We start from the raw sequence: 23,936 nt of genomic DNA, 5'->3' as shown, positions 1-23,936 counted from the left end.
GACGGAGTCCCAACACTTCTAATTAAAACAGGGGGGGGGGTATCGCCTCACTCCAGCGGGGAGGTATTGCCATACGGGCGGATGGTAACTACTAGGAAGATATAAGGAAATTCAAGTATCAGCAGTATATCCGCTAATCTGAAGTAGCGTCTTATTGAATACATAATCAATCACTATGCTCAGTTTTTCTTTCTTTGATTTTTTCTTTAAAAATGGATTTATAGCTCCCCCAAAATCCATTTAATCCAGTTATATGTACAGTCTTTGCTAGAAAGCCTATTTCAAATTCAGGAAAATCATCACACACCCAATCTATAGCATTTACATGATGAGTGGTGTTACATGATGGTTGATTCATTAGAGTCGTTTGAATAAACGACTTATAATCGTGGTTATATGTTAAATATGTCTGTATTGTGAAATTGAGGGGGTCGCTCAAGTCCGCAGAAATATTTTCTAACTTATAGACACAATTAGCTAATTCTGTTGCACTGAATTCCCCAGACGATAATAAAATTGCTTTTACACCAAACTCACCATAAAAGTTTTCACTTGATCCGATAATAATCTTATCGGATTTCAAATTAAAAATAGATTTCTCTTCAGATTCAATTTTATAATCTCTATTATTAATAGTGTAGCTAAATACCGTTTTTTGAGGATAAAATTCGATTTTAAGAGGAATAACAGTATATGAAGTTTCGTCTATAGTAACTTTAATAGGTTCTTGATCTTTAGCATGGCATAATAATTCTCCATTTTTATAATCAATAAAGAAGCTATTTCCAACTGTCAAAATTCGTAGACGGTCTTTGTCTGTATCTCCAGTTATTAATTTTAGATCTAAATCATAAAACTTAATTACTTTAAAGGAGATTATAATATTCAATTGGTGTGTGGTATTTGAAGTTTTACTCCCCTCTTCCATTTGCATTTTAGTAATGATATTTGTAATAATGATGTGATAGAATAAACCAACAACAACAAAACAAATCCCTACATACTGATCATAGTCTGTAATTGACAAATCAATGGTCTTTTTAAAAATAGCTGATACTATTTGCTCAATAAAAGGGGGACTTGCCGCTAAAGTCAACCCTCCATAAACTGTGGCAAATGCTAAGCGATTATGTGCTTTTGGCAAAAGTTCTTTTAATTGCTTTAAAAAATTATTCATAATTGAACTAGAAATTTATTTGATCATTTTCGAATCTTTGATGTTTTAATTAGCTTACTGTCCATACTTATTCTTTCCATCATATGGCATATCTTACTTTAGACTAAAAAAGATGTATACAATTCATCAAATAATGACACCTATAAAATTATTAATTTACGATGATCTCAATAATGATCTTATAGTTGGCTCTAATGATTAAAAATCATGCTTTTAACAAAAATCAACTATTTCGGTAAGCTCCGCAAATTTGCATATCTGGGCCCGATATATACAAGACTTAAATCTAGCACACCATTTGATTTTCATGTACCACATTTTGACTCTCTTCTTTCGTGCTTTTTGTGATCTTTCGTGGTTAATATTTAAACCACAGAACACACTAAATAACACAGAAAAAACTCTGCGTCACAGCGACTCTGCGTGAGAATGTTTTTATCTTTTTACAGACAGGAAAAAGCCGAGCTGGAGCTCGGCGGTCCCATTAAAAAAAATTAGCGGGCTTCGCGACTTGGCGAGAGAAATTTCGAATTCAAATCTCACACTCCATTTGAGATTGCGAACACCGCAAATTTGACCTCACTTTTTGTGCTTTTTTGAGATCTTTCGTGGTTAATATTTAAACCACAGAATACACTAAATAACACAGAAAAACTCTGCGTCACAGCACCTCTGCGTGAGAATATCAGTACAGGAAGACAAATAATGCCGAGCTGGAGCTCGGCGCTCCCATGCCTCTCAGAGTGCTGAATCGCTCTTCATAAAGAGCTACTTCCCTAGTAATTTATAAACTTCACTAGCCGCGAGGAGGAAGGCGCCTACGCCGTAAACTTCCGTATCGCCTGCTTGAATTTTCTTTGGATCTTTACCAATTGCCTGAACCCAGCCCACTTTGCCTTCTTGATTTACACTGCGCATAAGTGCGTTGATGGATCGCTTGACCACAGGGCTATAGACTTTTTCATTCAAGTGACCATTATTGATTCCCCAAGCTAAGGCATAGCAGAAAAGCCCCGTACCTGAGCTCTCGCCAGCAGGGAATGACATGGGGTCTAATAAACTCGGACGCCAAAAACCATCTTCCGCTTGTAATGAGCTCACTTTTGAGGCCATTTCTTTAAAGAGCTGGAGGTATTTGGCACGGTCGGGATAATCCTCTGGCAGCACTTCGAGCACACGAACGAGTCCGCCCATAACATAGGCATTCGCATAACTAGAAAAAACTTTTTCTCCATTGGCTTCTTTCTTGTCAAAGTAAGTCGCATCACGATAAAAAAGCATCTGCTGTTTATCGTAGAGGAGATTATGGGTCTTCCACCACTTGCGATTCATAAAATCCAAATATCTAATGTCACCCTTAACTGCATAGACCTTTGCAAAGGCGGGAGGACTCATAAACAGTGAGTCACACCAAGACCATTCTCCGCTCCAACACACCGCTAAATGATCTGTCATATCTACATCGAGATTCGCATTATATAGCTGACCAAAAACCTGCGTCGTTTGTTTGAGATATATGTCGCTATTCTCAATTTTTGCCATATCCGCATAAACTTGAACGATAGTGTGGTTAGCTGCGAAAGTGGTGTTTTTTCTACCTGCGGTCTCCATGGCATCGACAATCTTTTTATCACCCGTATTTTGAAATTTCGCGTATTCGGCTCTATACCAATCGAGATTATGATCTTTTCCTGGAGTCCGATCTCCAATGGTCCAATTAAGTCCCTGACCGACTGATTTTAGCTGCTGTAAAAGCTCAGGGTTTTTCGAGATTTTATAGAGTTCCATACTTCCCACAAACCACGTCGCGTTGGTCCAATTCCAATCACCGCGGCTTCCACCAACCACCGACTGACGATTTTTCCACATCCAGTCATGTGACTTTTCCATGGTAGCCAATAATTCTGCTTGCATTTCAGGACGAGTTTTCTCGTTAACTTCCTTGTTTTGAGCACAAGAAAAGCAGAGTGAGACAAGGCTCATAAGGCCTAGGTATGATAGACTTTTAAACATAAACAAGCTCGACAATTAATATGGACTAGACATGATTGCAGCCCAGCACACTGATTAGAAATATAATTCATCTAGAATATAACAATAAATAACTTACAAAATAGGAGTAAACTTACTCAGAAGAGGAAAAATAAGGGGAAATTTTTCATCAAAAAACAATCTAGTAGCTGTTTTTCATTGATAAGTTTTTTTATCATTATCTATAATATAATGACAGTTTTTTTAAGAATCTAATTAAGGAAGACGCCCTCATTGGTAGTGTCCCAAATTTTCTGTAAATTCTGCTATTGCTCTACTTTAAGAGTTATGAATAGCTTCCGAGACTTCGCGAGAATGGGAACTTTCTCGTCGGAGCGAAATTGAGGAAGTTGTTTGTAACTCGGGGTAAAGAAGATGCAGAGTGGTGTTGTACCAAAACAACCCACAAGGAATTATTATGCACCACTCTACACAAGAAAACAGTAGCGTCTTATTAGAAATGATCCAACAAGTTACAGAAAACGGCGAAAGCGGAATGCTTGAAGCGATGAGAGTTTTATTAAATGAAGCGATGAAAGTGGAGAGAAGTAATTCTCTTGAAGCTGATCCATATGAACGTAATGAAAGTCGCTTGGGTTATGCTAATGGCTATAAAAATAAAACTGTAAACACTCGACTTGGAGCAATGAAGCTTAATATCCCTCAAGTCAGAGGTGAAATTGATTTTTATCCAAGTTCTTTGGAGAAAGGCTTGCGAAGTGAACGAGCTTTAATGACAGCTATGGCAGAGAGTTATATTCAGGGGACATCGACTAGAAAGGTGACTAAACTTTTAGAGAAAATATGTGGTCTATCTGTAAGTAAATCACAGGTATCCCGTGTGGTAACTGAGCTAGATGAGAGTTTAGAAAAGTGGCGCAACCGTCCTTTAGGTAAATATTCTTATCTTTTGGTGGATGCGAGATACGAGAAGGTTAGAGTAGATAAGACTGTTCGAGATTGTGCTTTACTTATTGCCTATGGAATAGATGAATCAGGAAAACGTTCAGTCCTCGGAACAAGTGTTTCTTTAAGTGAAGCGGAAGTTCATTGGAGGAACTTTTTTCTGTCATTGAATGCTCGAGGACTCCATGGCCTCAAGATGATTACCAGTGATAGTCATTCGGGCCTAAAAGCAGCGTTAAAGACTGTATTTGGTTCTATCCCATGGCAGAGATGTCAATTTCACTTACAGCAAAATGCTGGTGCTTATGTCCCTAAGAAAGCTATGCGCTCAGAAGTAGCTCAAGATATTAGAGATATCTTTAATGCACCTTCAAAGCTTGAGGCTGAAAGGCTTTTAAAGCTTACTTGCTTAAAGTATGAAGAAAAGGCTTCACATTTATCTGAATGGATGGAATCTGCACTTCCTGAAGGCTTTTCTGTATTCGATCTCGAGCGTTCTTGTTGGACAAAACTGAGAACGACCAATATGGTTGAAAGACAGAATCGAGAAATTCTCAGGCGAACTAGAACCGTATCTATATTCCCAAATGAAGCTTCACTTCTTAGATTAGCATCCGCTATTCTTATGGAATTAGATGAAACCTGGATAGCTACAAAAAGAGTTTATCTATCTGTTTAACTAAAATTGGTCAACACCAATTTACAGAAACAACGGGACTCTATCCCCTCATTGATAATGATATATCCACTAGCACTCAAGATTTGAGGGAATAAAATTATGAGTAAATATGATTTAGAAAGCATTATGCTTCAGTTTCAGACCTCATCCCAATTTGTAAAAAGTGAAACCTACGGTGGTGGGCACATCAACGATACCTTTAAAATTGAGATGAAAACAGATGATAAAAGCCCTATTCGCTTCATCCTTCAACGCATCAATCACCTCGTCTTTAAACGCCCCGATAAAATGATGGACAATATCAGTCGAGTCACGGAACATTTGCGACAAAAAAATAGTTCTTTTAAAAAAAGCATATACCTCATTAAGACTCTTGATGATGAATATTATCACCGCGACCCCAACGGCAATTACTGGCGCCTTTACAACTTTATTGAAGGGGGAGAAACTTACGACATAATAGAGTCCCCTGATCAAGCTTATGAAGGTGCTAAAGCTTTTGGCAACCTTCAGCGAGAACTTGCAGATCTTCCTGGTGGTATGCTTTTTGAAACGATTCCAGATTTCCACAATACACCACAACGCTACAAAAACTTTGAACAAGCAGTGATCGAAGGGCTTCCTGAGCGAATTCAAAATGCCCAAGATGAAATCAGCCAAGCCAAACGCCTACGTAAATACGCACCGGCTATTACCGACCTGCTCGCTAGTGGAGCCATTCCCCATCGCGTCACTCACAATGATACCAAACTCAATAATGTCATGCTCGAAAACGAAACTCATGTGGGCGTCTGCGTCATTGACCTCGATACACTAATGACGGGCTCGGCTCTTTATGACTTTGGTGACTTCATCAGAACCGCAGGGCGAATTGGAGCTGAAGATGAAAAAGACCTTGATCAAGTGAGTTTTTGCATGAAGATGTACAAAGCTTCTCTCCGTGGGTATTTAGAGAGTGCCGGTGATACTCTCAATGATGTGGAGAAAGATAATTTGGCTATTAGTGCCATCGTGATTAGCTATGAAATAGGCTTACGCTTCCTAACAGATTACCTCATGGGCGATACTTACTTCAAAACTCAGCATGAGACTCATAATCTTGAGCGCGCTCGAGTTCAGTTCAAGATGGCTCGCGAAATAAAAAAACGCTTAGCGGAACTCAATGCGCTCGTGAAAAGCATTAATTAGACAAGGTAAAGGTTCATCACTCTTTTTGTAAACCTTAACATAATGAGGTCTTTTTTAATCGAAGCTTAACGCCACAATCAAAACTAAACATAAGTCACCTCTGCTTAACTTTAGGCGGGTTGATATTTAATGGCGGATTAACTAAAGCCTTCTATCACAAGGCTTAGTAGCAAGTCACTGTAAGGCATGAATTATTTGCTCTTATGCAGAGAATAAATTAACTCTGCGATCAAACTTGTTAGCTACTTATGTCTAGGAATACGCATGCAAAACCAAGAGATTAATTTTGCCGTCATTGCCGATGTGCAATACTCTGATGAAGATAATTTAGAACTCTGCCATTTCCGTCAATCTCCTGAGAAACTCTATGATGCCGTAAGCGACATCAATCAAAGTGATGCCCAGTTTACCGTTCAACTTGGCGACTTTATTAACCAGTATGAGAAGTCCTACGAAATCGTTCTTCCCATTTGGGATGAACTGCTAAAGCCTTCTCGTCATGTACTTGGCAATCACGACCTCATGGTGAGCGATCAATTCAAACAAAAAGTCGCCCCACTCTTAGGTCTTCAGAAAACTTGGTATAGCGAATCCCTTAATGACTGGCGTTTTATTTACTTAGACGGTAATGACATCAGCTTCAGCGCCAGCTGCGAAGGTACCGCTGAGTATGAAGAAGTCGAAAAGTATTATCAAGCTCACGGTGCTCCTAGCCCGAGATGGAATGGCGCACTTGGTGAAGAGCAATTGCAATGGTTAGAAAATGAGTTGCAAATCGCTACAAGATCCGAGCAAAAGGCAATGATTTTTTGTCACTTTGCCGTCTACCCCTTTTCAGAATTCTGTCTATGGAATGCCCCTTATATTGTCTCTATTATTGACAAGTACACTTGTGTTAAAGCCTGGTTCAATGGTCATGAGCACGATGGAAACTACCAACAGCGCAATCATTGCCATTACCTAAGTTTTAAAGGCATGGTTGATACAGATGAAAGCTCTTTTGCTTTTGTGAGTTTAAAGGAAGAAAGTATTGAAATAACAGGCATGGGCCGAGAGATCAGCCGCAGCTTAGCCATCGCTGAACCCATACCCGATGAACTTCTTACAAGTCCTCATAAGAAGGCAAAGACTGCCAGAAAACCACCAAAATTCTTAGTTTAATTATTGAGGTGAAACTTTATCCTCTGGGCAAATAGGACGTAAAACCTTACAAGGATTGCCTACGGCCACAACACCTGCTGGAATATCTTTTGTCACCACACTTCCGGCACCAATCACACTGCCTTCGCCAATTGTTACTCCTGGGCAGATAATCGACCCACTCCCAAGCCACACATCATTGTGAATATTAATTTCGGCTGAGGTTTCAAAGTAGGTCCTGCGTTGCTCCGGATCGATAGGGTGTTGCGGCGCTGTAATTTGCACCTTGGGACCGATGAGGACGTAATCTCCTATGTGGATTTTGGCCGTATCTAAAATAACGCAGTCAAAGTTGAGGAAGACTTTTTTACCAAAGCTAATATTCGAGCCATAATCACAACGAAAGGGCAACTCAATCCAGGGTGGCTCTTCATTACTTTTAAAGAGTTCTTTAAGGATCGCTTTACGCTTGTCCATTTCGGTCTCAGTGGATTCATTGAGCAGACGACAAAGGCGACGGGCATTTTGTCGTTCGTCAAATAATTGCGTATCCGCTGGATCAAAAAGTTTGCCCGCTAACATTTTTTCTTTTTCAGTCATGATTTAATCTCTTGTGTTTCAATTTATAAATTCTTTATCCATGTATATAGCAAGACTTCTCCGCTGACTCCGTGGATTTGACGAATTAACAAAAGACTAAGCAATTCTTAACCCACATAAAACAAGCACTAACAAAATCTCATTAAAAAGTTTGCCCGCTCTATGCTTTTTTGTACTATTTCGTCATAGATAATTAATGACTTATATAAAATCAAAGTTTTTTGAACATTTTTTTAATTTAAGTGTTAAAAAACATGTTTGATCTGTGTTTAAATAGATAAACACTAAGAACATGGAGATAATAATGAGCACATTTCAAAAAAGATTTTTACTTCTTAAAAAAATCTATTCAAAGAGTTCACCACTCGTTTTAAAATAAAAAATGCAGTGAAACTCAAGTCGACCAGCTCTTGATTCTAAAGAATCAAAGCTGAACTCACTTGTATATTTTAGTTCTAAGGGCCGAAGTTCAAAAGCCTTCTAGAACTATTTTCCCTTTTGACTTTCCCGATTCAAGTAATTTGTGCGCTCTTCGCAAATTTTCTGCGTTGATTGTGCCGAAATGTTCCCCTAGCGTAGTTTTCAGCTTGCCTTGATCAATCATTTCAGCAACTTGTGTGAGAATCTTGTGCTGCTCGAGCATGTCGTCGGTTTGGAACATGGATCGTGTGTACATAAATTCCCAATGCAAGGAAATTGATTTGGCTTTCAATTCTTTAATATCGAGCTCAGCTGGGTCATCAATCAAACCAAACTTACCTTGAGGCTTAATGACTTTGACGATTTCTGGAAAGTGTAAGTCGGTGCGATTTAGGCTGACCACATAATCAACTTCAGTTAAGTCATGCGATTCAAACTCATCACTGAGCTTATTACAATGATTAATAATTTTTTCCACTCCCAAATCTTCTAACCACGATACCGTGTCGGGTCGTGAAGCCGTGGCAATTAATTGTAGCTTGGTGACTTGCTTGATTAGTTGCACCATAATTGAGCCAACACCACCCGCGGCTCCAATGACTAAAATACTTTTATTTGCATTATCTTTTTCCACTTGCAGTCGATCAAAGAGCATTTCCCATGCGGTGAGTGTTGTGAGTGGTAGCGCTGCCGCTGTCTCAAATCCCTGTGAATTCGGCATCTTGCCCACGATTCTTTCATCGACTAACTGAAACTCCGCATTGCTTCCCTGACGTGTTAGATCTCCTGCATACCAGACCCGATCTCCAGGTTTGAACAATTTTACTTTATCCCCCACTGCCTTGACTATACCACTGGCATCCCAGCCAATGACGGCGTAATGCCCCTCTTCTGGATTGCGGTTCTGACGAATTTTATAATCCACTGGATTTACCGAAATCGCTTTAACTTCTACCAAAAGGTCATATCCACTTGCTTGTGGCACTTCTAAAGTAATATCTTCGAGTGCATCCGCGCGATCAATCGCTCCTGCTGATTTATAGCCAACTGCTTTCATTTTGTTCTCCTCAATGTTCAGATTATTATTTCATCTGCCCTAAAGTATTGTTTAAAGTGCCATTCTTTTAATACATGAAAGATAATTATGCGTTTTAACTACAAAAAAATAAAAATAAAATAAACTGCTTTTAAGTCAAAAGCTTCACTCGACATCTCGTATAACATGCTTTAAACTGACGCCACTCGTATAATGAACTCAACGGTTCTAAATGGAACTTTAAAAGCATAAAATCCTCTCTGACTATGAAAACTTACTTCCAAATTTTACTCGGCGCACTGCCCATTGCCTTGCTTGTCTTTATTTTTATCAGTACCAAAGATATAAAAGAGGAACAAGGGCGATTGAAGCTAGGAAAAAGTATTAGTCACGCGCATTATAACCTCGTTTCTAAAGCCACAAATCCGACTCAATTTGACCGCGAAACACTAAAAAGAGTCAAAACCAATCTCAATCGTACTTACGAAGAACTAGGTCTCAAATTTCTCATTAATACTCAAGTCGACTCATCTCAAGCTGATGCCATTTTAATTGTCAGTCAGAGCAAGTTTAAACTGATCCCAAATGAAAAAGAGCAAGTCCATATTGCGACCCTCGCAAACGGTAAGCTGAGCTACCTTAGTCGCGAGCAATACAACAAACTCGATTTAACTCAGTTCGACTACATCGATCAATTCAAAGCCTCGGATCAGTAAAGTCTTATTAGGCCTTGGTCAAGTGCTTGTAAATTTGATCCGCCGGCAATTCAAAGAGACGCTCCATAAAGAGCGAGTACCATTCACGAAGCTCGGCATATTTGCGACTTTCGCAAACATCTTGATTGTTGCCAATGCCACCCACGTGAATGAGTTTTAAGTCGAGCTTTTGCTGCTCGATAATCGCTTTGGCTTCTTTCACTGCATCTAGAGCTGTTTGGCGAATAATTGTGCCCGAAAGTCCACCACTAAATTCCTTGGTGTAGAAATCAAATACTTTGTGATCGCCCTTATCGAGCTTAGGGCGGTAAAAATCATAATCGCGTTGCGTATTGAGCAGTACCACACCCGCCACTTTCATTTCTGCGAACTTCGCAAGAACTTCTTCTGCGTGGTCGAGGCTACCCAATTTAATAAAAATGGGCACTTGATCCGTGGCCACATCCATCACCGCTGAAATGCGCTCATACATCGCACTAGAATCATGGCCTTTCACATTGGGGCAAGATTCATTGATTTCGATAAAATCCGCCACGGGCAAAGATTTTTTAACGCAATCCAAGACACCCTGTAATTTGACTTCACCCTCTTGTGCAGGGTGCCCCATAATGCTGACGCCAATGGGAAAATCTTGTGGCTGAACACGATCTTGGAAAGCTTTGATATTGTCTACCGCCACATCGACACCTAAACTCGGCAAGCCAAGTGAATTCAAGGCTGAATGACTATTAGGCAAAGGCGCCCAGGGATTGCGTTCTTTGCCAAAAGCATTGAAGAGGTTACCTGTATGAGGTTTATCGAGAACCGTACCCACCACGGCAAAACCCGCGCCTAAATTATAATTAAAGTCTAAAAGTGAGCCATCCTTATCTAAACCCGCGGCATTGCCTAAGTCATTGCGGAATTTAAGTCCACAGAGTTCCGTGGGATTAAAGTCACCCTTAACTGGATCGAGCTGAAGTGCCGCTAAGTCCTTAATAAACTTGTTGCGACCACTGGAGTAGACTTTCATAAAAAGACTTGGGGGCAATAGCTTTGCGAGACTCGGCCTCAGTTTGTGCTCTATTTTTGCGAGACCAATCATTTGCAGAAAAACTCCTCAAAAACACAGATCATTTTCGCGTGATCTTTTGATCCAGCCATTTCACGAATTGAGTGCATCGACAGCATTGGGTTGCCCACGTCTACTGTTTTGATTCCAAGTTTACTGGCGACACTTGGGCCAATAGTGGAGCCACAAGGGCAATCATTGCGAGAAACAAATTCCTGGACCATGATACCACTTTCCTGGCAAAGTAAATTGAAGTAAGCTGCGGTTTCAGAATTGGTTGCGTAACGCTGATTGGCATTGTGCTTAATCACGGGACCATGATTGATGAGTGGGTGGTGATCCTTGTCATGTCTTTCTGCATAATTAGGATGTACTGCATGGGCCATGTCCGCCGACAATAAATAAGAACGACTCAAAGCGGCAAGGTAGGCTTCGCGCTCACCTTTGAGGCTTAGGCTAATGCGTTCGAGAATGGCCGGTAAAAAGCTGGAACAAGCTCCACGATCAGAAACGGAACCCACTTCTTCGTGATCAAATAACGCAGCCATGCTCACTGCCGAATGTGGTTTTGATTTAATCAAAGCTTCAAGGGACGCGTGGCACATGGCTAGGTTATCGAGTCGTGGCGCATAAATAAATTCGTCATTTAAGCCACCGAATGCCGATTTTTGCGAATCGTGCAAAAATAAATCAAAAGCAGCTACTTCAGTTGACGTCGCTTTGATTTTGTGTTCATCTAAAATGATCTGCAGTAGGTCTTGCTCTTTATCGAGACCAAAGATAGGCATCAAGTGCTGTTGCGCGTTGAGCTTGAGTGCTTCGCGATTATCATCCAAATGAATCGCCAGCTGAGGAATTCTGAATTGGTAAGAATCTAAAGAGACTAACTTAGTCACCATCTCACCATTAATGATCAGAGTTAAACGACCAGACAAATGCAAGTCTCGATCCAACCAGGAGTTCTTTAAGAGTCCACCATAAGTTTCGGCTCCCCACTGATGGTAATTACCCACTGAAGTCGCCGCATTGGGCTTCATCTTAAAACAGGGACTATCCGTATGAGCTCCCACAATATGGAATTTAACTTCCTTGTGGATTTCAGGCAAGCGAAAAGCGATAATACTCCCACCCGAACGCTCCACATAATAAGCTCCGCCTGCTTCTAGCTTCCACTCATCAGATTCATCTAACTCAGTAAAGTCGGCTGCTTTGAGTTGTTCTTTCGTATTCGCGACTGCATGAAAGGGGCTTGGACTCGCATCAATATACGCCAGTAAGCTTTCTGCTTGGGGATCTCTCATTTTTGACCTCAGTAAAATTATTATTTACCCAAGTTAAACTGCACTAGTTATTTTACAAAATTAGCAGAGCTTATGCCTCGCTTTTTCTTTTCGCTCAATCAATGATTGATTTTATAGCGCACCTAGTTTTTGAGAGAGGCTCCCCGCAATGGCTCCGTCACTCCTCCAAGGAACTTCAGCGCGAAAATCTACGCGTCCAAACTCACCGTAAATGACTTGCACATTTTTGGCAAAACCCAAAATCTTTGCTTCATCAAACTTTTCATTCGCGTAAGCTGAGCCCTGAAAATCAAGGATGATTTTTCTTTTGAGTTGCGTCAATAATTCTTGTTTGGACTCACTCAAAAACTTTAAGGAAGCCGCATCTAAATCGACTTTCGACGCTGATTTCAAACGTACCGGAAAATCTTGTTCCGAGAAAGTTTCATCACAATAAGACTCACCCGAGGAGTTCACCGAAATCATCCCCATAGCCGGCGGTTCATTAAGAACATATTCATCATTCAATTCAATACTCTGCGGTGCATAGAAAAGCTTGACCCCCAAAGAGAAAGTCAAAATCAAGACTGCGGTCTTCGCAATAAAACTTGGCAGGATTTTAAAACTTTGTTTAAGACAGGGAATGAAATCAAAACTTTCTTTTTCTTCTTGCTGATTCCGCAAATAAAGAAATAAAAACAGCGGTAAAACGCCGTGAATGAGTCTCACACTTGTCTCCAAGGACCACAAATGCCAATGAGACCAATCATTCGGAACGATAACCTGACTCACAATGCGTGAGCCCGCGGTTACAAATCCCCAAAAGGCCATATGAATTAAACTCACTTGCTCAAAGGCTTTGATAAAGACGATGATGCCCAACATGATATCGATAATGCCAATGCCTTGCACGATGGCTGCAGCCAATTCAAAATCAATAAAAAATGTCCCGCTCAGCATGCGCACAAACTTCACCGATTGATAAGGCCAACCAGCTGCGTATAAACCGTGACCAATAAAGCACGCCGAGATCAACAAGCGTGTCGCTGAAATTTTATAATGAGATAAGTAAAACTCACCTGTCGCTTCGCCAGCCGTTTTTTTATGTAAAAACGCCAAAAAGAGTAAGGGGCTGAAGCCCTGTAAAACATATTCGAGCATAATGGGGATTTCTTGATCGAGCGCCAAGTACTTTAAGAGAATATGTAAGGCAGTGAAATAAGCGAGTACATGAAATACTCTTTTCTGCCACAAGCTCACTGCCCCAGCTTTCATGTAAAAACAAAGACCTGCTGCAAAGATAAAATAAAGTCCTACCGTTTTCTCTAGAATACGCGCCAGATAATCTGAAACATTGGCGTAGTCTTGCCAAGTCATGCCCCAGAAATTCACAAAGGGACTGACAATGCTTTCACTCCAAAGCAAAGCTCTGAGTGGACTATCAAAAGTTAGGTAAAGCATACCTCGGCTAAAGAGGTAAGACGCCATCCCTAACTTTAAGAGTAGGATTAATTTATTTTCATCTTTGCTCATAGCTTACTTCCTTGCTTTGATGACCTGCTCTGCGCCTCCCTTAGCTTGCCAAATATTTAGGTTTTTTGGCAATGCAAATACCTCGTCGCCTTCTTTTAATGCCGCAACTTTCGGCTGACCTTCAAATTTAATGGTACGGATCGTGATCTCTTTTTCACTCACATCCAACATGTCAAAGCTATTAAAACTCCCTAAATCAATCGTCCATGATTTTGCATCATCGGGTTTTCTAACCGGTGCACCCCAGCAACCTTCTCCGATTTTTACATAACCTTTTGGATCAGCTACAAAACCTTCATCATTGCCTTCTTCTTGGCTAGGTTTCACCGCAACAGTTCTCTTCACAACGTGACTATCGTTTTCACAAAGGATATCGAATTTATTCACATAAAATATATTGGCCCAAGCATCATAAAGGTGTTTGGCTTCTTTTTTCTTTTTCGTGTGAGGACGCATGGGTTTATGGTAAGAGGCCAAGCGATACGTCGCTTTGGGCTTTTGTAGTTCCTTCAATAAATATTCTCTCTGACCACCTTTGGCATCAATTTCTGAATTTAACACAAAGAGTGAAAAGAGATCTCCGCCCAAACGGCAGTGATAATACGTCAAACGGTTTTTGGTTCCGTAGATCCCTTGGATATAACCCTGCCTTTCGTGATTACCATGAGTTGGTACAATGGGAAAAATACGACCATCTTCACCATAGGTGAGTTCCCAGTCATCGAGCCAAGCTTGCCATTCTTCATCTTTCCCACGACTGGTCATATCACCACCAAAGGAAACAAAGAGTGGTCTTAACTTGGCGACTAAACGATTGCCCTCTTGCCTCGCTTTGTGATTATTCCTTGAATCACCACCCTGAATAAAACGAAATGCTTTAGGTTTATTCGGTGCAGTTCTAAAGTAGTAACGTTCTGTTTGACCTTCACTATCTTTGATTAGAAAGTAATAATTCGTATCACTCTTGAGCTTATTTAAATTGAGGTAATGCGTCTTCATGCCGGCATACTCTTCTACCTTTTGAGCTTTTAGGGAATTCTTATAAGCAGCCGCATCAACCTTATGATCAAAAAAATCGTAGTGTAAGGTCGCATTTTCACCAGATTTTTGATGCCAAACAATGATCGCTTCAGAATCGGGATTCTCTTCCCATACTACGCGAATTTTATCCACCGCCGCAAAGCTGAAGCTCTGAAGAAAAAATAGAATGATTAGTGCTTGTTTCATAAATAATCCTTTGTGTAATTTATTAATGTTTACAAGCTAATCGGTTCAAAATAGCTATCATGTCACCTCTTTTTCATCTTTTTTAGATTTTTTTTTATTTTTTAGCGACAGGATTGTTTTTATCCACCGAAAAACTAGTAAGCTAATAAAAAATGATAAGGTCCCATGAGCCAAGAAAATCACGATGACATCCTACGACAAGCCTTCTCCTACAGGCAAATACTCGTTTCCTATGCTTATACCCTGAGCTGTGATTGGAACTTTGCCCAAGACGCCTTTCAGGAAACTCTTATTGCCTTACACCATAAAGTTGATGACTTGGATCTGGAAACCTTACTCCCCTGGATGAAACGCGTTGTTCGCAATAAAACTGTGGATATCATTCGCAAGCAAAGCCGTCAAACTAAGGTTCAAGAAAAAATGGCTGAACTCATCGATAGTAATTTTGATGGGCAAAGTCATTCGCAAACAAAACTCGAAGTACAAGCACAACACAAAGCGCTCTATAGCTGCATGCAAAACTTACGCGATGATGCTCGTCAACTCATCCTCGCTTTTTATCAAGATCGAAAATCTTGTGTTGACTTAGCTCAGGAACTCTCCCGCAGCGAGAATGCCCTACGACTTCTCCTCTCGCGCACTCGGCAAACCCTCCGCATTTGTATCAAAAATAAGCTTGAGGTCAAATCGTGAACCAGGAAGAACTTTTTGATGCTTATTTAAGGCAAGAGTTAAACGAAGAGGAATTAACTCAACTTCTTCAGCGCCTTGAACAAGAAGAGGATTTCAAAAAAGATTTTTTCCGTTATGTGGAAGAGACTTCCGCCATGCTCCAATGTGCGCAGGACATGCAATCTGAACACCTTCTTCCAAAAGAAAATGAATTGAAAATCGCCATAAAAGACCCAAACCAAAAGACAAAACAAGCTCCAAAGTCAAATTTTATCTTTGATTTCAGAATCATAACTGCGATTGCCGCAATCTTAGTCTGTGGCTTTATCATTCTCAACAAAGAAGAGTTTAACCCAGAAAAACTCACATATCGAATCACCGAAGCCCAGGCCAAGAACTTCACTCTCAGTCCCATAAGTCCTCAAGAAAGAATTGTTCTAGAAGAGAATGAATCTCTACGCTTGATTAATGAATCAGGCAGTCGTATTCAACTGGTGGGACCGATGCACGCACAATTCATCCACGATAAATATGTCATCCTCAAATCAGGGCGTATCACACTTAGCTTGAGCGAAGAAGATAAAGGCTTTCTCCTCTCAAATTCTATTAAAGATATTCGCGATATTGGCACCGCCTTTGGCGCTCATTTAAGGAACAAAGATTTGGATCTGCATGTCTTTGATGGTCTCGTTGAGTTCGGCACAAACAACAAAATCCTCGTCAAAGAAAAAGAATCCTATACCTACTCATCCAAATCTGGTTTCAGCTCGATCCCTCATCTCAGTGAACAAGTCTTTGCGAGCAATGCACAAATTAATCCCCTTCTCGAATTTAAAGTTTTAGCAGGAGAAAATTATTTCCTCAAACTCAATGAGAATACTTCAACACTGCAGGGAACCATCAACATTCTCAACTACAACCCTAAAAATCCAAAACTAATGCTGCAGATCTTTGCCGATGATGAATTTATTCAGGGCGTTCAGTTCACCAAGAAACAAAAAGAGATCCAAATTAAATTAAATGATTTAGATAAGGCACGCATGCTTAGGTTTCATATTGATGGAAGCAATCACGATATTCCCACCCTATTCGCTCAAATCTCCTTTTCTCAGAATGATGCCCTCGAGCCACTTCAAGCTAGCCAAGTCTTAATCTCCGATAAAGCGCATTGGCATTTTTATAAAGATGAAATCGCACCCCAAGAAGATTGGAAGACCTCTAGTCAAGCACCTGCCAATTGGCAAAAATCTCAAGCGAGCTTCGGCTACTCTGACAAAGCATCCACTGAGCTGAAAGTGGATGATCATCCCCTTCATGTCCGTCATGAGTTTGAACTACAAAGGCCTCCCAACAAAATGGCAAAATTAATCCTCTCGGCACGCGTCGATGATGGTGCCATTTTCTACCTCAATGGTGTTGAACTTCAACGTACCCACCTTCCCGATGGCCCCTTAGATCAAAGTAGTCGCGCTAATTTCCGCACCAAATCTGAATACAAATTCACCACCTTCATCCTACCGGTTGATAACCTCAAGCAAGGGCATAATATTCTTTCCGCCTCGGTCTATCAATTCGAGAAAAAGAGTTCCGATATGTTCTTTAACGCTCGCCTCTTGCTCTTGGAATGATAAGGATCAAATAAATATATCGCTCCATCAATGAAGACTCTTTCTTGTATCTAATATCGCAGAGCGATGACACTTTTAATAGTCCCACATGTGATGTGGGTTTTCCTAGGAGAATCAAAAATTGTGTGCCTTAAGGTACACGACTTAAACCGCCTCCTTAGTTCCATACCTTAAGGCATGGGGCATGTTGATTCATTATTTGACTTAGGATTTCATCCTAAGCTATTTAAAGTTTAATGGCTTCACCATTAAAATATATATCCTAACAGCTTATCAGATTGAGTTAGGTCTTAAGATGAATAATTTCCTTGAGTGCTGTAATAAAAACTTCATTGCTTCGTCTTAGCTTTAAGAACTAAATTAAGGAGCTTATATGAAGACCTCTATCATCACCATTTTAATCTGTGTTTTTTCTTACACCCTTTTAGCGGAAGAAAAACGTGCAAAAACAGCTGTCATCAAATGTAAAAATCCTCATGCCGAATCAGCTTATTTATTAGGCAAAAGACATGCACAGCAACATCTCAAGCAAGGTCTTTACCGCATCGAAATTTATGGCGAGTTAACGAATCAGCCGTCGCATTATTCACAAATCTTAAAAGAAGATAAAATCGAACTCATCCCAACTGCGGGCTGTATAGTGGATCTGCATATCATTGATCATGCCAAAGGCTATAACGAAGTCATGGAAACAGCCATCAAGAAAAAATTGGGAGATGACTATTTTACCAAAGCTGAAAGCAAATCACGAGAATTAGCCAAACTCGAACTAAGGAAGCCTAGCAAGGATAATTAAAATCCTAAGAAATTTTATTTTATTCTTCCTAGAATTCTTTTGATCTTCTTTAGTAGTGGAAGACAATTCATTAAGCCAAATAAGGAAGAATAAAATGAGCACATATCCAAGAACATTTTCACACATTGGCATCTCGGTTCCGGACGTAGAAAAAGCCGTCGAATTCTATAGCTCGGTCATGGGCTGGTATCAGATCATGAAACCCACAGTGATTACAGAAGAATCCGATACTCCCATAGGTCAAATGTGTATCGATGTTTTCGGTACAGGTTGGGGTTCCTTCAAGATTGCTCACATGTCAACTGGTGACAAAATTGGCGTCGAAATTTTTGAGTTTAAAAACAATGAAAAGCCTGCTGATTTTGAATACTGGAAAACCAGTACTTTTCACTTCTGTGTGCAAGACCCCGAGATCGAAGCTCTAGCGGCTAAAATCGTTGAGCATGGCGGTAAGCAACGCATGCCCATCCGCGAGTATTACCCCGGAGAAAAACCCTTCAAAATGGTTTACATGGAAGATCCCTTCGGACTGATCTTCGAAATCTATTCTCACAGCTACGAGCTCACCTATTCTCAGGGAGCCTACTAATTCTCAATTGAGCTAAAAATGAACTACCTCTACCTAGCGATTGCCATCCTTGCGGAAGTTATTGCCACCAGTGCCTTAAAATCCGCGGAGGGCTTCAGTAAAATTGGGCCAAGCCTCTTGGTCATCCTAGGCTATGGGGTAGCTTTTTATTGCCTCTCTTTAGTTTTAAGAACAATTCCCGTGGGTGTTGCCTACGCGATTTGGTCGGGTGTGGGCATTGTCCTAGTCTCAATCGTTGCCTATTTCCTGCACAATCAAAAATTAGATTTGCCCGCCGTCATTGGTATTACCCTCATCATCACAGGCGTGATCATCATCAATGTTTTCTCCAACTCTTCCGCTCACTAGAGAAGTTTTTCCCATAGACAGAGACAAATCCAGGTAGTGTCCCAAATTTTCTGTAAATTCTGCTATTGCTCTACTTTAAGAGTTATGAATAGCTTCCGAGACTTCGCGAGAATGGGAACTTTCTCGTCGGAGCGAAATTGAGGAAGTTGTTTGTAACTCGGGGTAAAGAAGATGCAGAGTGGTGTTGTACCAAAACAACCCACAAGGAATTATTATGCACCACTCTACACAAGAAAACAGTAGCGTCTTATTAGAAATGATCCAACAAGTTACAGAAAACGGCGAAAGCGGAATGCTTGAAGCGATGAGAGTTTTATTAAATGAAGCGATGAAAGTGGAGAGAAGTAATTCTCTTGAAGCTGATCCATATGAACGTAATGAAAGTCGCTTGGGTTATGCTAATGGCTATAAAAATAAAACTGTAAACACTCGACTTGGAGCAATGAAGCTTAATATCCCTCAAGTCAGAGGTGAAATTGATTTTTATCCAAGTTCTTTGGAGAAAGGCTTGCGAAGTGAACGAGCTTTAATGACAGCTATGGCAGAGAGTTATATTCAGGGGACATCGACTAGAAAGGTGACTAAACTTTTAGAGAAAATATGTGGTCTATCTGTAAGTAAATCACAGGTATCCCGTGTGGTAACTGAGCTAGATGAGAGTTTAGAAAAGTGGCGCAACCGTCCTTTAGGTAAATATTCTTATCTTTTGGTGGATGCGAGATACGAGAAGGTTAGAGTAGATAAGACTGTTCGAGATTGTGCTTTACTTATTGCCTATGGAATAGATGAATCAGGAAAACGTTCAGTCCTCGGAACAAGTGTTTCTTTAAGTGAAGCGGAAGTTCATTGGAGGAACTTTTTTCTGTCATTGAATGCTCGAGGACTCCATGGCCTCAAGATGATTACCAGTGATAGTCATTCGGGCCTAAAAGCAGCGTTAAAGACTGTATTTGGTTCTATCCCATGGCAGAGATGTCAATTTCACTTACAGCAAAATGCTGGTGCTTATGTCCCTAAGAAAGCTATGCGCTCAGAAGTAGCTCAAGATATTAGAGATATCTTTAATGCACCTTCAAAGCTTGAGGCTGAAAGGCTTTTAAAGCTTACTTGCTTAAAGTATGAAGAAAAGGCTTCACATTTATCTGAATGGATGGAATCTGCACTTCCTGAAGGCTTTTCTGTATTCGATCTCGAGCGTTCTTGTTGGACAAAACTGAGAACGACCAATATGAATGAAAGACAGAATCGAGAAATTCTCAGGCGAACTAGAACCGTATCTATATTCCCAAATGAAGCTTCACTTCTTAGATTAGCATCCGCTATTCTTATGGAATTAGATGAAACCTGGATAGCTACAAAAAGAGTTTATCTATCTGTTTAACTAAAATTGGTCAACACCAATTTACAGAAACAACGGGACTCTATCCCAAGGACATTGCCTTTAAGGCTACGGCACTCAAGCTTATCGGCACCTGCCAATTCAAATCTAAACCTTTTGGTGGACAAACCTCTCCCCGTAGTGTTTCCTGTAAAATTTCATCTAATTTCTCGCTCTCAAAAGCATCACGGCCAGTAATAATTTTATACAGGATCGAACCAAGAGCGTAAATATCGGTTTGAAAACTTTTCTCATGTTTTAAGTTTATCTGCTCAGGGGCCATAAAACCTGGCGTCCCCACTACTTTGCCTGTTAGAGTCACATTGTTTAATAAATCAGGGTTAAAGAGCATCTGATCGTACTCAATATCTTTATCTCCAATAATTTTTCCTAAACCCCAGTCACAGACTAACACTTCACCAAATTGACCCAGTTGAATATTCTCAGGCTTTAAATCCAAATGCAGAACATTTTTCGAATGTGCATATGAAATTGCATCACAAACTTTGATAAAGCTCTCTAGTAAATTCTGAAATTCGACCTGGCCAGGGATATGACAATCGGGGGAGTTTCTCATATATTCTGTAAGGTTATCTCCCACCTTTAATTCCATCGTAAAATAAGGCGCATCATCATCACTTACCCCAATATCGTAAACACTAATAATATTGGGATGTTCTAACAAAGCTGTTAGGCGCGCTTCCCGCATAAAGGGGTCATGAACTTCTTCTGGTGTCTGAGGACGTAGCTTTGCATAAGCCACATGGCGATTCAATTTAGAATCAAACACCTTATAGATTGACTTCATGCCCCCTTGAGCAAGCTTTTCAAACTGCGTGTATTGCGTATTAATATTCGATAACTCATCATACAAAGGGCGAGTGAAGGCGCTGCTTGAGTCATTTGAATCCTCAAGAACCTCATCATAAATATCATTAAATTTATAGGTAAGTTCTAAGGTCTCATCGTTTTCCATCAATTAAAACTCCAAGTTATTGATCAACTTTTTGACTTCACTTGCAAATTTTGAACGCACCCGAGAAGACAAGACATAAACTGATTCTTTTGTCAGCCCCAATTTTCCTGCAATTTCTGCTGAACTCATACCTTCTTGACTAAGACTAAACACCTCTAGAATTTCCGGTGAAAAGTTTTTGAATGTTTTCATAGGCTATCGAACAAAGATAAGCACGCCATTCATTTTCAAAAATTTCCTCGAGTTCCGATTCTGAGCAAGTGGTAAATTTATTCTCCAATTCGACTGCTTCAACACCCACTAAATCGGGGCGCACTGACTTTTTGCGAAAAAAACTGATCACGGTGTTTTTAGTAATTAAGCTGAGCCAAGTTCTGAACTTACTTTTTGATTTATCATAAGACTTAAGCCCTTTCCAGAGCTTGAGAAGTACGTCCTGAACCAAGTCATCCATGTCGTCCTTACTCTTCACATTCATCTTCTTCAGAATGTGGTAAATAAAAGCTTTGTAGAATTTAATAAATTCTTCCCAAGCATCCTGATCATTCCCTGATTGGGCACGAATGAGAAGAGTCTGTCGCGTTAGGTAGTTATCTTCGCTCATAAAAAAACAATCACTAGTTAACTTTGTAGAGTATAAAACTTTACTCTATGAATAACCAGTGATTTAAACAGTGTATAATCAAAAACCTTATTAAATAAGAGTTTAGTTAAGACTCATTTACCTTTTTTCACTTTCAATATAAATCCTTTTCAACTTTTCCAGGTTTCCTAAAGCAGACTTACTATCTAATTCATTTTGCTTCGAACAAAATTCAAGAAAATCCATTAGACACTTTAATTGCTTCTCATCAAATAAATCAATTATTGGTTTTTCTTCAAACTGCTGAGCATCGGGTTCCAATGCATAAATCGTCGTATCAATAGTTGTTTCAGTATCGTAATCAGACAGGTCCGCATGATCATATTTCTGCAAAGTAAATACCATGAAAGCAGGGAGATAAAATAACTTATAGCCCCGCTAACTTCTTTTCCGCAACTTTAGCAGGCTGCCAAAACCAACCTTTATTATCCCAGCATTGAGCGTACTTCACATCATTGAATAAAGTCGCATAGACTTTTTTAGCTCCGGCTTTATCACCCACTTTCTCCAAAGTCGTTGCTTTGATAAAGAGACTAACACCCACATCATTCAAGATAGCGTATTTGTTGACTTCTTTACGGGAGCCTTTCGGTAAAGATGAAAGTTGAGACTGAATTTGTTTCGCTCTTTTGAGGTACATTTCTACACATTTATTACTATAGGCAATTGCAGTGGCATGATCACCTTTTTTGACAAAAGCTTCCCATTAGATGCACCTGATACTCTCGTACCTTGAGTACAGGTGATCTAGGACCTTAGTGAATAATAATTGAAAAAATACCCAGAGAGATATATCTTGGTATATACCAAATTAAACGGAGATTAAAATGCAAACAGCAAAACTATTTCAAAATGGTAGAAGCCAAGCAGTAAGATTACCTAAAGATTGTCGCTTTAATGGTGAGGATGTTTTTATCAAAAGATTTGAAAACATGGTAGTTTTACTTCCAAAAGATAACCCATGGGTATCATTAACAGATAGTCTTGATCAATTTTCTGAGGATTTTCTTAATGATCGTAATCAACCTCAAGAACAATTGAGAGAAGCTCTTTAATGAAATACATGTTAGATACAAACATTTGTATTTATATAATCAAACAAAAGCCTATTGAAGTCATTCAAAAACTACGATCATTAGATGTATCGGATGTATGTATTTCATCCATTAGTTTAAGCGAATTAGAAAATGGTGTTTCAAAAAGTGCACACCCACTTAAAAACAAAATTGCATTAACTCAATTTCTAGGTCCAATCGACATATACGACTTTGACGATAAAGCTGCTGAAATATATGGAAGTGTAAGAACTCATTTAGAAAAGAATGGAACACCTATTGGTCCTCTAGACACACTAATTGGTGCTCATGCTCTATCTTTAGATTATACATTGGTGACAAACAATGTAAAAGAGTTCAACCGAATAGAGGAATTAAAAATAGAAAACTGGACTCACTAAGCATTAGATGCACCTGATACTCTCGTCCTTCGAGCACAGGTGATCTAGGACGTTATAAATTCATCCCAGGCGTATTGGTCATCATCATTTTGAGCACGGATTAAAAGAGTCTGCCTTGTGAGGTACTTATCTTGGACCATATAACATAACTCCTTATAATTCTTCTTTATTTGGCCATTATAAACCTTTTTAAATATTAAACCAATAAGCATTTTTTATTTAAAATAAAAAAATCTATACCCCCTAATCCATTAAAATAACGAGCATTCTTTATCCTTCCAAAGCAAGTCCACATCACGAACTTGCTTCAATAAAAATGCTTTCAACCTTATTAAGCTTTCAAAAAAGCTGCGTATAAATTAGGCAAATAGCAGTAAACAAACATCATGCCCACAAATGCTTAAAGATCAAAAAAAAGATTCATTATTCTGAATCCGGGAGTGTGCTTTAGAAACATCACTTCCTT

24 protein-coding genes and 1 pseudogene are annotated in these 23,936 nt (G+C 39.7%); 12 read left to right on the top strand and 13 right to left on the bottom strand.

Annotation, left to right across the window (positions count from 1 at the left end):
- Nucleotides 1–166 precede the first annotated feature (166 nt).
- On the bottom strand, nucleotides 167–1,177 hold the full coding sequence (locus LNTAR_RS14075; protein ID WP_007279384.1) for a hypothetical protein: 1,011 nt from the start codon (nucleotides 1,175–1,177) through the stop codon (nucleotides 167–169).
- A gap of 768 nt (nucleotides 1,178–1,945) precedes the next feature.
- Nucleotides 1,946–3,190, bottom strand: coding sequence for a glycoside hydrolase family 88/105 protein (locus LNTAR_RS25810; protein WP_007279383.1), 1,245 nt, complete (start codon nucleotides 3,188–3,190; stop codon nucleotides 1,946–1,948).
- 436 nt (nucleotides 3,191–3,626) lie between these two features.
- Between LNTAR_RS25810 and LNTAR_RS14065 the strand changes: the two genes are divergently transcribed.
- The 3 genes from LNTAR_RS14065 (at nucleotide 3,627) to LNTAR_RS14055 (ending at nucleotide 7,142) form a co-directional block, all read left to right on the top strand.
- Entirely contained in the window at nucleotides 3,627–4,793 is a 1,167-nt protein-coding gene (locus LNTAR_RS14065) for an IS256 family transposase (RefSeq protein ID WP_007279126.1), read from the top strand.
- 99 nt (nucleotides 4,794–4,892) lie between these two features.
- The gene (locus tag LNTAR_RS14060; RefSeq protein WP_007279382.1) at nucleotides 4,893–5,981 is read left to right on the top strand and encodes a phosphotransferase enzyme family protein; all 1,089 of its coding nucleotides are present in this window, start codon (nucleotides 4,893–4,895) and stop codon (nucleotides 5,979–5,981) included.
- A 264-nt stretch (nucleotides 5,982–6,245) separates the two neighbouring features.
- Nucleotides 6,246–7,142 carry a metallophosphoesterase gene (locus LNTAR_RS14055; protein WP_007279381.1) on the top strand — a complete coding sequence of 299 codons (897 nt, stop codon included), beginning with the start codon at nucleotides 6,246–6,248 and terminating at the stop codon, nucleotides 7,140–7,142.
- Here LNTAR_RS14055 and LNTAR_RS14050 read toward each other — a convergent pair whose 3' ends face one another.
- Together LNTAR_RS14050 and LNTAR_RS14045 are read right to left on the bottom strand one after the other, a co-directional pair.
- Nucleotides 7,143–7,721 carry a sugar O-acetyltransferase gene (locus tag LNTAR_RS14050; protein ID WP_007279380.1) on the bottom strand — a complete coding sequence of 193 codons (579 nt, stop codon included), beginning with the start codon at nucleotides 7,719–7,721 and terminating at the stop codon, nucleotides 7,143–7,145.
- Nucleotides 7,722–8,190: 469 nt separating this feature from the next.
- Nucleotides 8,191–9,198, bottom strand: coding sequence for a zinc-binding alcohol dehydrogenase family protein (locus LNTAR_RS14045; RefSeq protein ID WP_007279379.1), 1,008 nt, complete (start codon nucleotides 9,196–9,198; stop codon nucleotides 8,191–8,193).
- 245 nt (nucleotides 9,199–9,443) lie between these two features.
- Here LNTAR_RS14045 and LNTAR_RS14040 point away from each other — a divergent pair, with 245 nt between their 5' ends.
- On the top strand, nucleotides 9,444–9,893 hold the full coding sequence (locus LNTAR_RS14040) for a hypothetical protein (RefSeq protein WP_007279378.1): 450 nt from the start codon (nucleotides 9,444–9,446) through the stop codon (nucleotides 9,891–9,893).
- Nucleotides 9,894–9,900: 7 nt separating this feature from the next.
- Here the strand turns inward: LNTAR_RS14040 and LNTAR_RS14035 are convergent, their stop codons facing one another.
- The 4 genes from LNTAR_RS14035 to LNTAR_RS14020 form a co-directional block, all read right to left on the bottom strand.
- Nucleotides 9,901–10,977 (bottom strand): beta/alpha barrel domain-containing protein, encoded by a 1,077-nt coding sequence (locus LNTAR_RS14035; protein ID WP_007279377.1) that lies wholly within the window; start codon nucleotides 10,975–10,977, stop codon nucleotides 9,901–9,903.
- Nucleotides 10,974–12,245: a M18 family aminopeptidase gene (locus tag LNTAR_RS14030; RefSeq protein ID WP_007279376.1), complete on the bottom strand. Its 1,272-nt coding sequence runs from the start codon at nucleotides 12,243–12,245 to the stop codon at nucleotides 10,974–10,976. The genes LNTAR_RS14035 and LNTAR_RS14030 overlap by 4 nt, the downstream gene beginning before the upstream one ends.
- A gap of 111 nt (nucleotides 12,246–12,356) precedes the next feature.
- On the bottom strand, nucleotides 12,357–13,757 hold the full coding sequence (locus LNTAR_RS14025) for a hypothetical protein (protein ID WP_007279375.1): 1,401 nt from the start codon (nucleotides 13,755–13,757) through the stop codon (nucleotides 12,357–12,359).
- 3 nt (nucleotides 13,758–13,760) lie between these two features.
- Nucleotides 13,761–14,984, bottom strand: a complete 1,224-nt coding sequence (locus tag LNTAR_RS14020) for a metallophosphoesterase family protein (RefSeq protein ID WP_007279374.1) — start codon at nucleotides 14,982–14,984, stop codon at nucleotides 13,761–13,763.
- Nucleotides 14,985–15,149: 165 nt separating this feature from the next.
- On the opposite strand from LNTAR_RS14020, the gene LNTAR_RS14015 reads away from it, so the two are divergent.
- The 6 genes from LNTAR_RS14015 to LNTAR_RS13990 all read left to right on the top strand — a co-directional run bounded on the left by LNTAR_RS14015 (nucleotide 15,150) and on the right by LNTAR_RS13990 (nucleotide 20,398).
- A complete protein-coding gene (locus tag LNTAR_RS14015) occupies nucleotides 15,150–15,677 on the top strand; it encodes an RNA polymerase sigma factor (protein WP_007279373.1) in 528 nt (175 codons plus the stop codon).
- The gene (locus tag LNTAR_RS14010) at nucleotides 15,674–17,284 is read left to right on the top strand and encodes a hypothetical protein (RefSeq protein ID WP_007279372.1); all 1,611 of its coding nucleotides are present in this window, start codon (nucleotides 15,674–15,676) and stop codon (nucleotides 17,282–17,284) included. Before LNTAR_RS14015 ends, LNTAR_RS14010 begins: the two co-directional genes overlap by 4 nt.
- 373 nt (nucleotides 17,285–17,657) lie before the next feature.
- On the top strand, nucleotides 17,658–18,080 hold the full coding sequence (locus LNTAR_RS14005; protein WP_007279371.1) for a hypothetical protein: 423 nt from the start codon (nucleotides 17,658–17,660) through the stop codon (nucleotides 18,078–18,080).
- A gap of 94 nt (nucleotides 18,081–18,174) precedes the next feature.
- Nucleotides 18,175–18,669, top strand: a complete 495-nt coding sequence (locus tag LNTAR_RS14000) for a lactoylglutathione lyase family protein (protein WP_007279370.1) — start codon at nucleotides 18,175–18,177, stop codon at nucleotides 18,667–18,669.
- A gap of 18 nt (nucleotides 18,670–18,687) precedes the next feature.
- Nucleotides 18,688–19,017 carry a DMT family transporter gene (locus tag LNTAR_RS13995; RefSeq protein WP_007279369.1) on the top strand — a complete coding sequence of 110 codons (330 nt, stop codon included), beginning with the start codon at nucleotides 18,688–18,690 and terminating at the stop codon, nucleotides 19,015–19,017.
- 214 nt (nucleotides 19,018–19,231) lie between these two features.
- Nucleotides 19,232–20,398 (top strand): IS256 family transposase, encoded by a 1,167-nt coding sequence (locus LNTAR_RS13990; RefSeq protein ID WP_007279367.1) that lies wholly within the window; start codon nucleotides 19,232–19,234, stop codon nucleotides 20,396–20,398.
- 40 nt (nucleotides 20,399–20,438) lie between these two features.
- Here the strand turns inward: LNTAR_RS13990 and LNTAR_RS13985 are convergent, their stop codons facing one another.
- From LNTAR_RS13985 to LNTAR_RS13970, 5 genes and pseudogenes are all read right to left on the bottom strand, one after another.
- On the bottom strand, nucleotides 20,439–21,371 hold the full coding sequence (locus tag LNTAR_RS13985) for a serine/threonine-protein kinase (protein ID WP_007279366.1): 933 nt from the start codon (nucleotides 21,369–21,371) through the stop codon (nucleotides 20,439–20,441).
- A 3-nt stretch (nucleotides 21,372–21,374) separates the two neighbouring features.
- Nucleotides 21,375–21,500, bottom strand: a complete 126-nt coding sequence (locus LNTAR_RS28240; protein WP_274377951.1) for a hypothetical protein — start codon at nucleotides 21,498–21,500, stop codon at nucleotides 21,375–21,377.
- Nucleotides 21,501–21,516: 16 nt separating this feature from the next.
- The gene (locus tag LNTAR_RS13980) at nucleotides 21,517–21,975 is read right to left on the bottom strand and encodes an RNA polymerase sigma factor (protein ID WP_007279364.1); all 459 of its coding nucleotides are present in this window, start codon (nucleotides 21,973–21,975) and stop codon (nucleotides 21,517–21,519) included.
- Between the two features lie 117 nt (nucleotides 21,976–22,092).
- A pseudogene (locus tag LNTAR_RS13975) lies at nucleotides 22,093–22,368 on the bottom strand (hypothetical protein); the annotation flags it as partial.
- Nucleotides 22,369–22,381: 13 nt separating this feature from the next.
- Nucleotides 22,382–22,654: a hypothetical protein gene (locus tag LNTAR_RS13970; RefSeq protein ID WP_007279362.1), complete on the bottom strand. Its 273-nt coding sequence runs from the start codon at nucleotides 22,652–22,654 to the stop codon at nucleotides 22,382–22,384.
- A gap of 187 nt (nucleotides 22,655–22,841) precedes the next feature.
- On the opposite strand from LNTAR_RS13970, the gene vapB reads away from it, so the two are divergent.
- Both vapB and vapC read left to right on the top strand, forming a co-directional pair.
- Nucleotides 22,842–23,069: a type II toxin-antitoxin system antitoxin VapB gene (vapB, locus tag LNTAR_RS13965; protein ID WP_007279361.1), complete on the top strand. Its 228-nt coding sequence runs from the start codon at nucleotides 22,842–22,844 to the stop codon at nucleotides 23,067–23,069.
- Nucleotides 23,069–23,470 carry a type II toxin-antitoxin system tRNA(fMet)-specific endonuclease VapC gene (gene vapC, locus LNTAR_RS13960; RefSeq protein ID WP_007279360.1) on the top strand — a complete coding sequence of 134 codons (402 nt, stop codon included), beginning with the start codon at nucleotides 23,069–23,071 and terminating at the stop codon, nucleotides 23,468–23,470. The genes vapB and vapC overlap by 1 nt, the downstream gene beginning before the upstream one ends.
- Nucleotides 23,471–23,936 lie beyond the last annotated feature (466 nt).

The sequence above is a fragment of the Lentisphaera araneosa HTCC2155 genome (assembly GCF_000170755.1).
Taxonomy (GTDB): domain Bacteria; phylum Verrucomicrobiota; class Lentisphaeria; order Lentisphaerales; family Lentisphaeraceae; genus Lentisphaera; species Lentisphaera araneosa.
The sequence above is the reverse complement of the archived record's forward strand: the minus strand, read 5'-3'. Positions and strand labels throughout refer to the sequence as shown.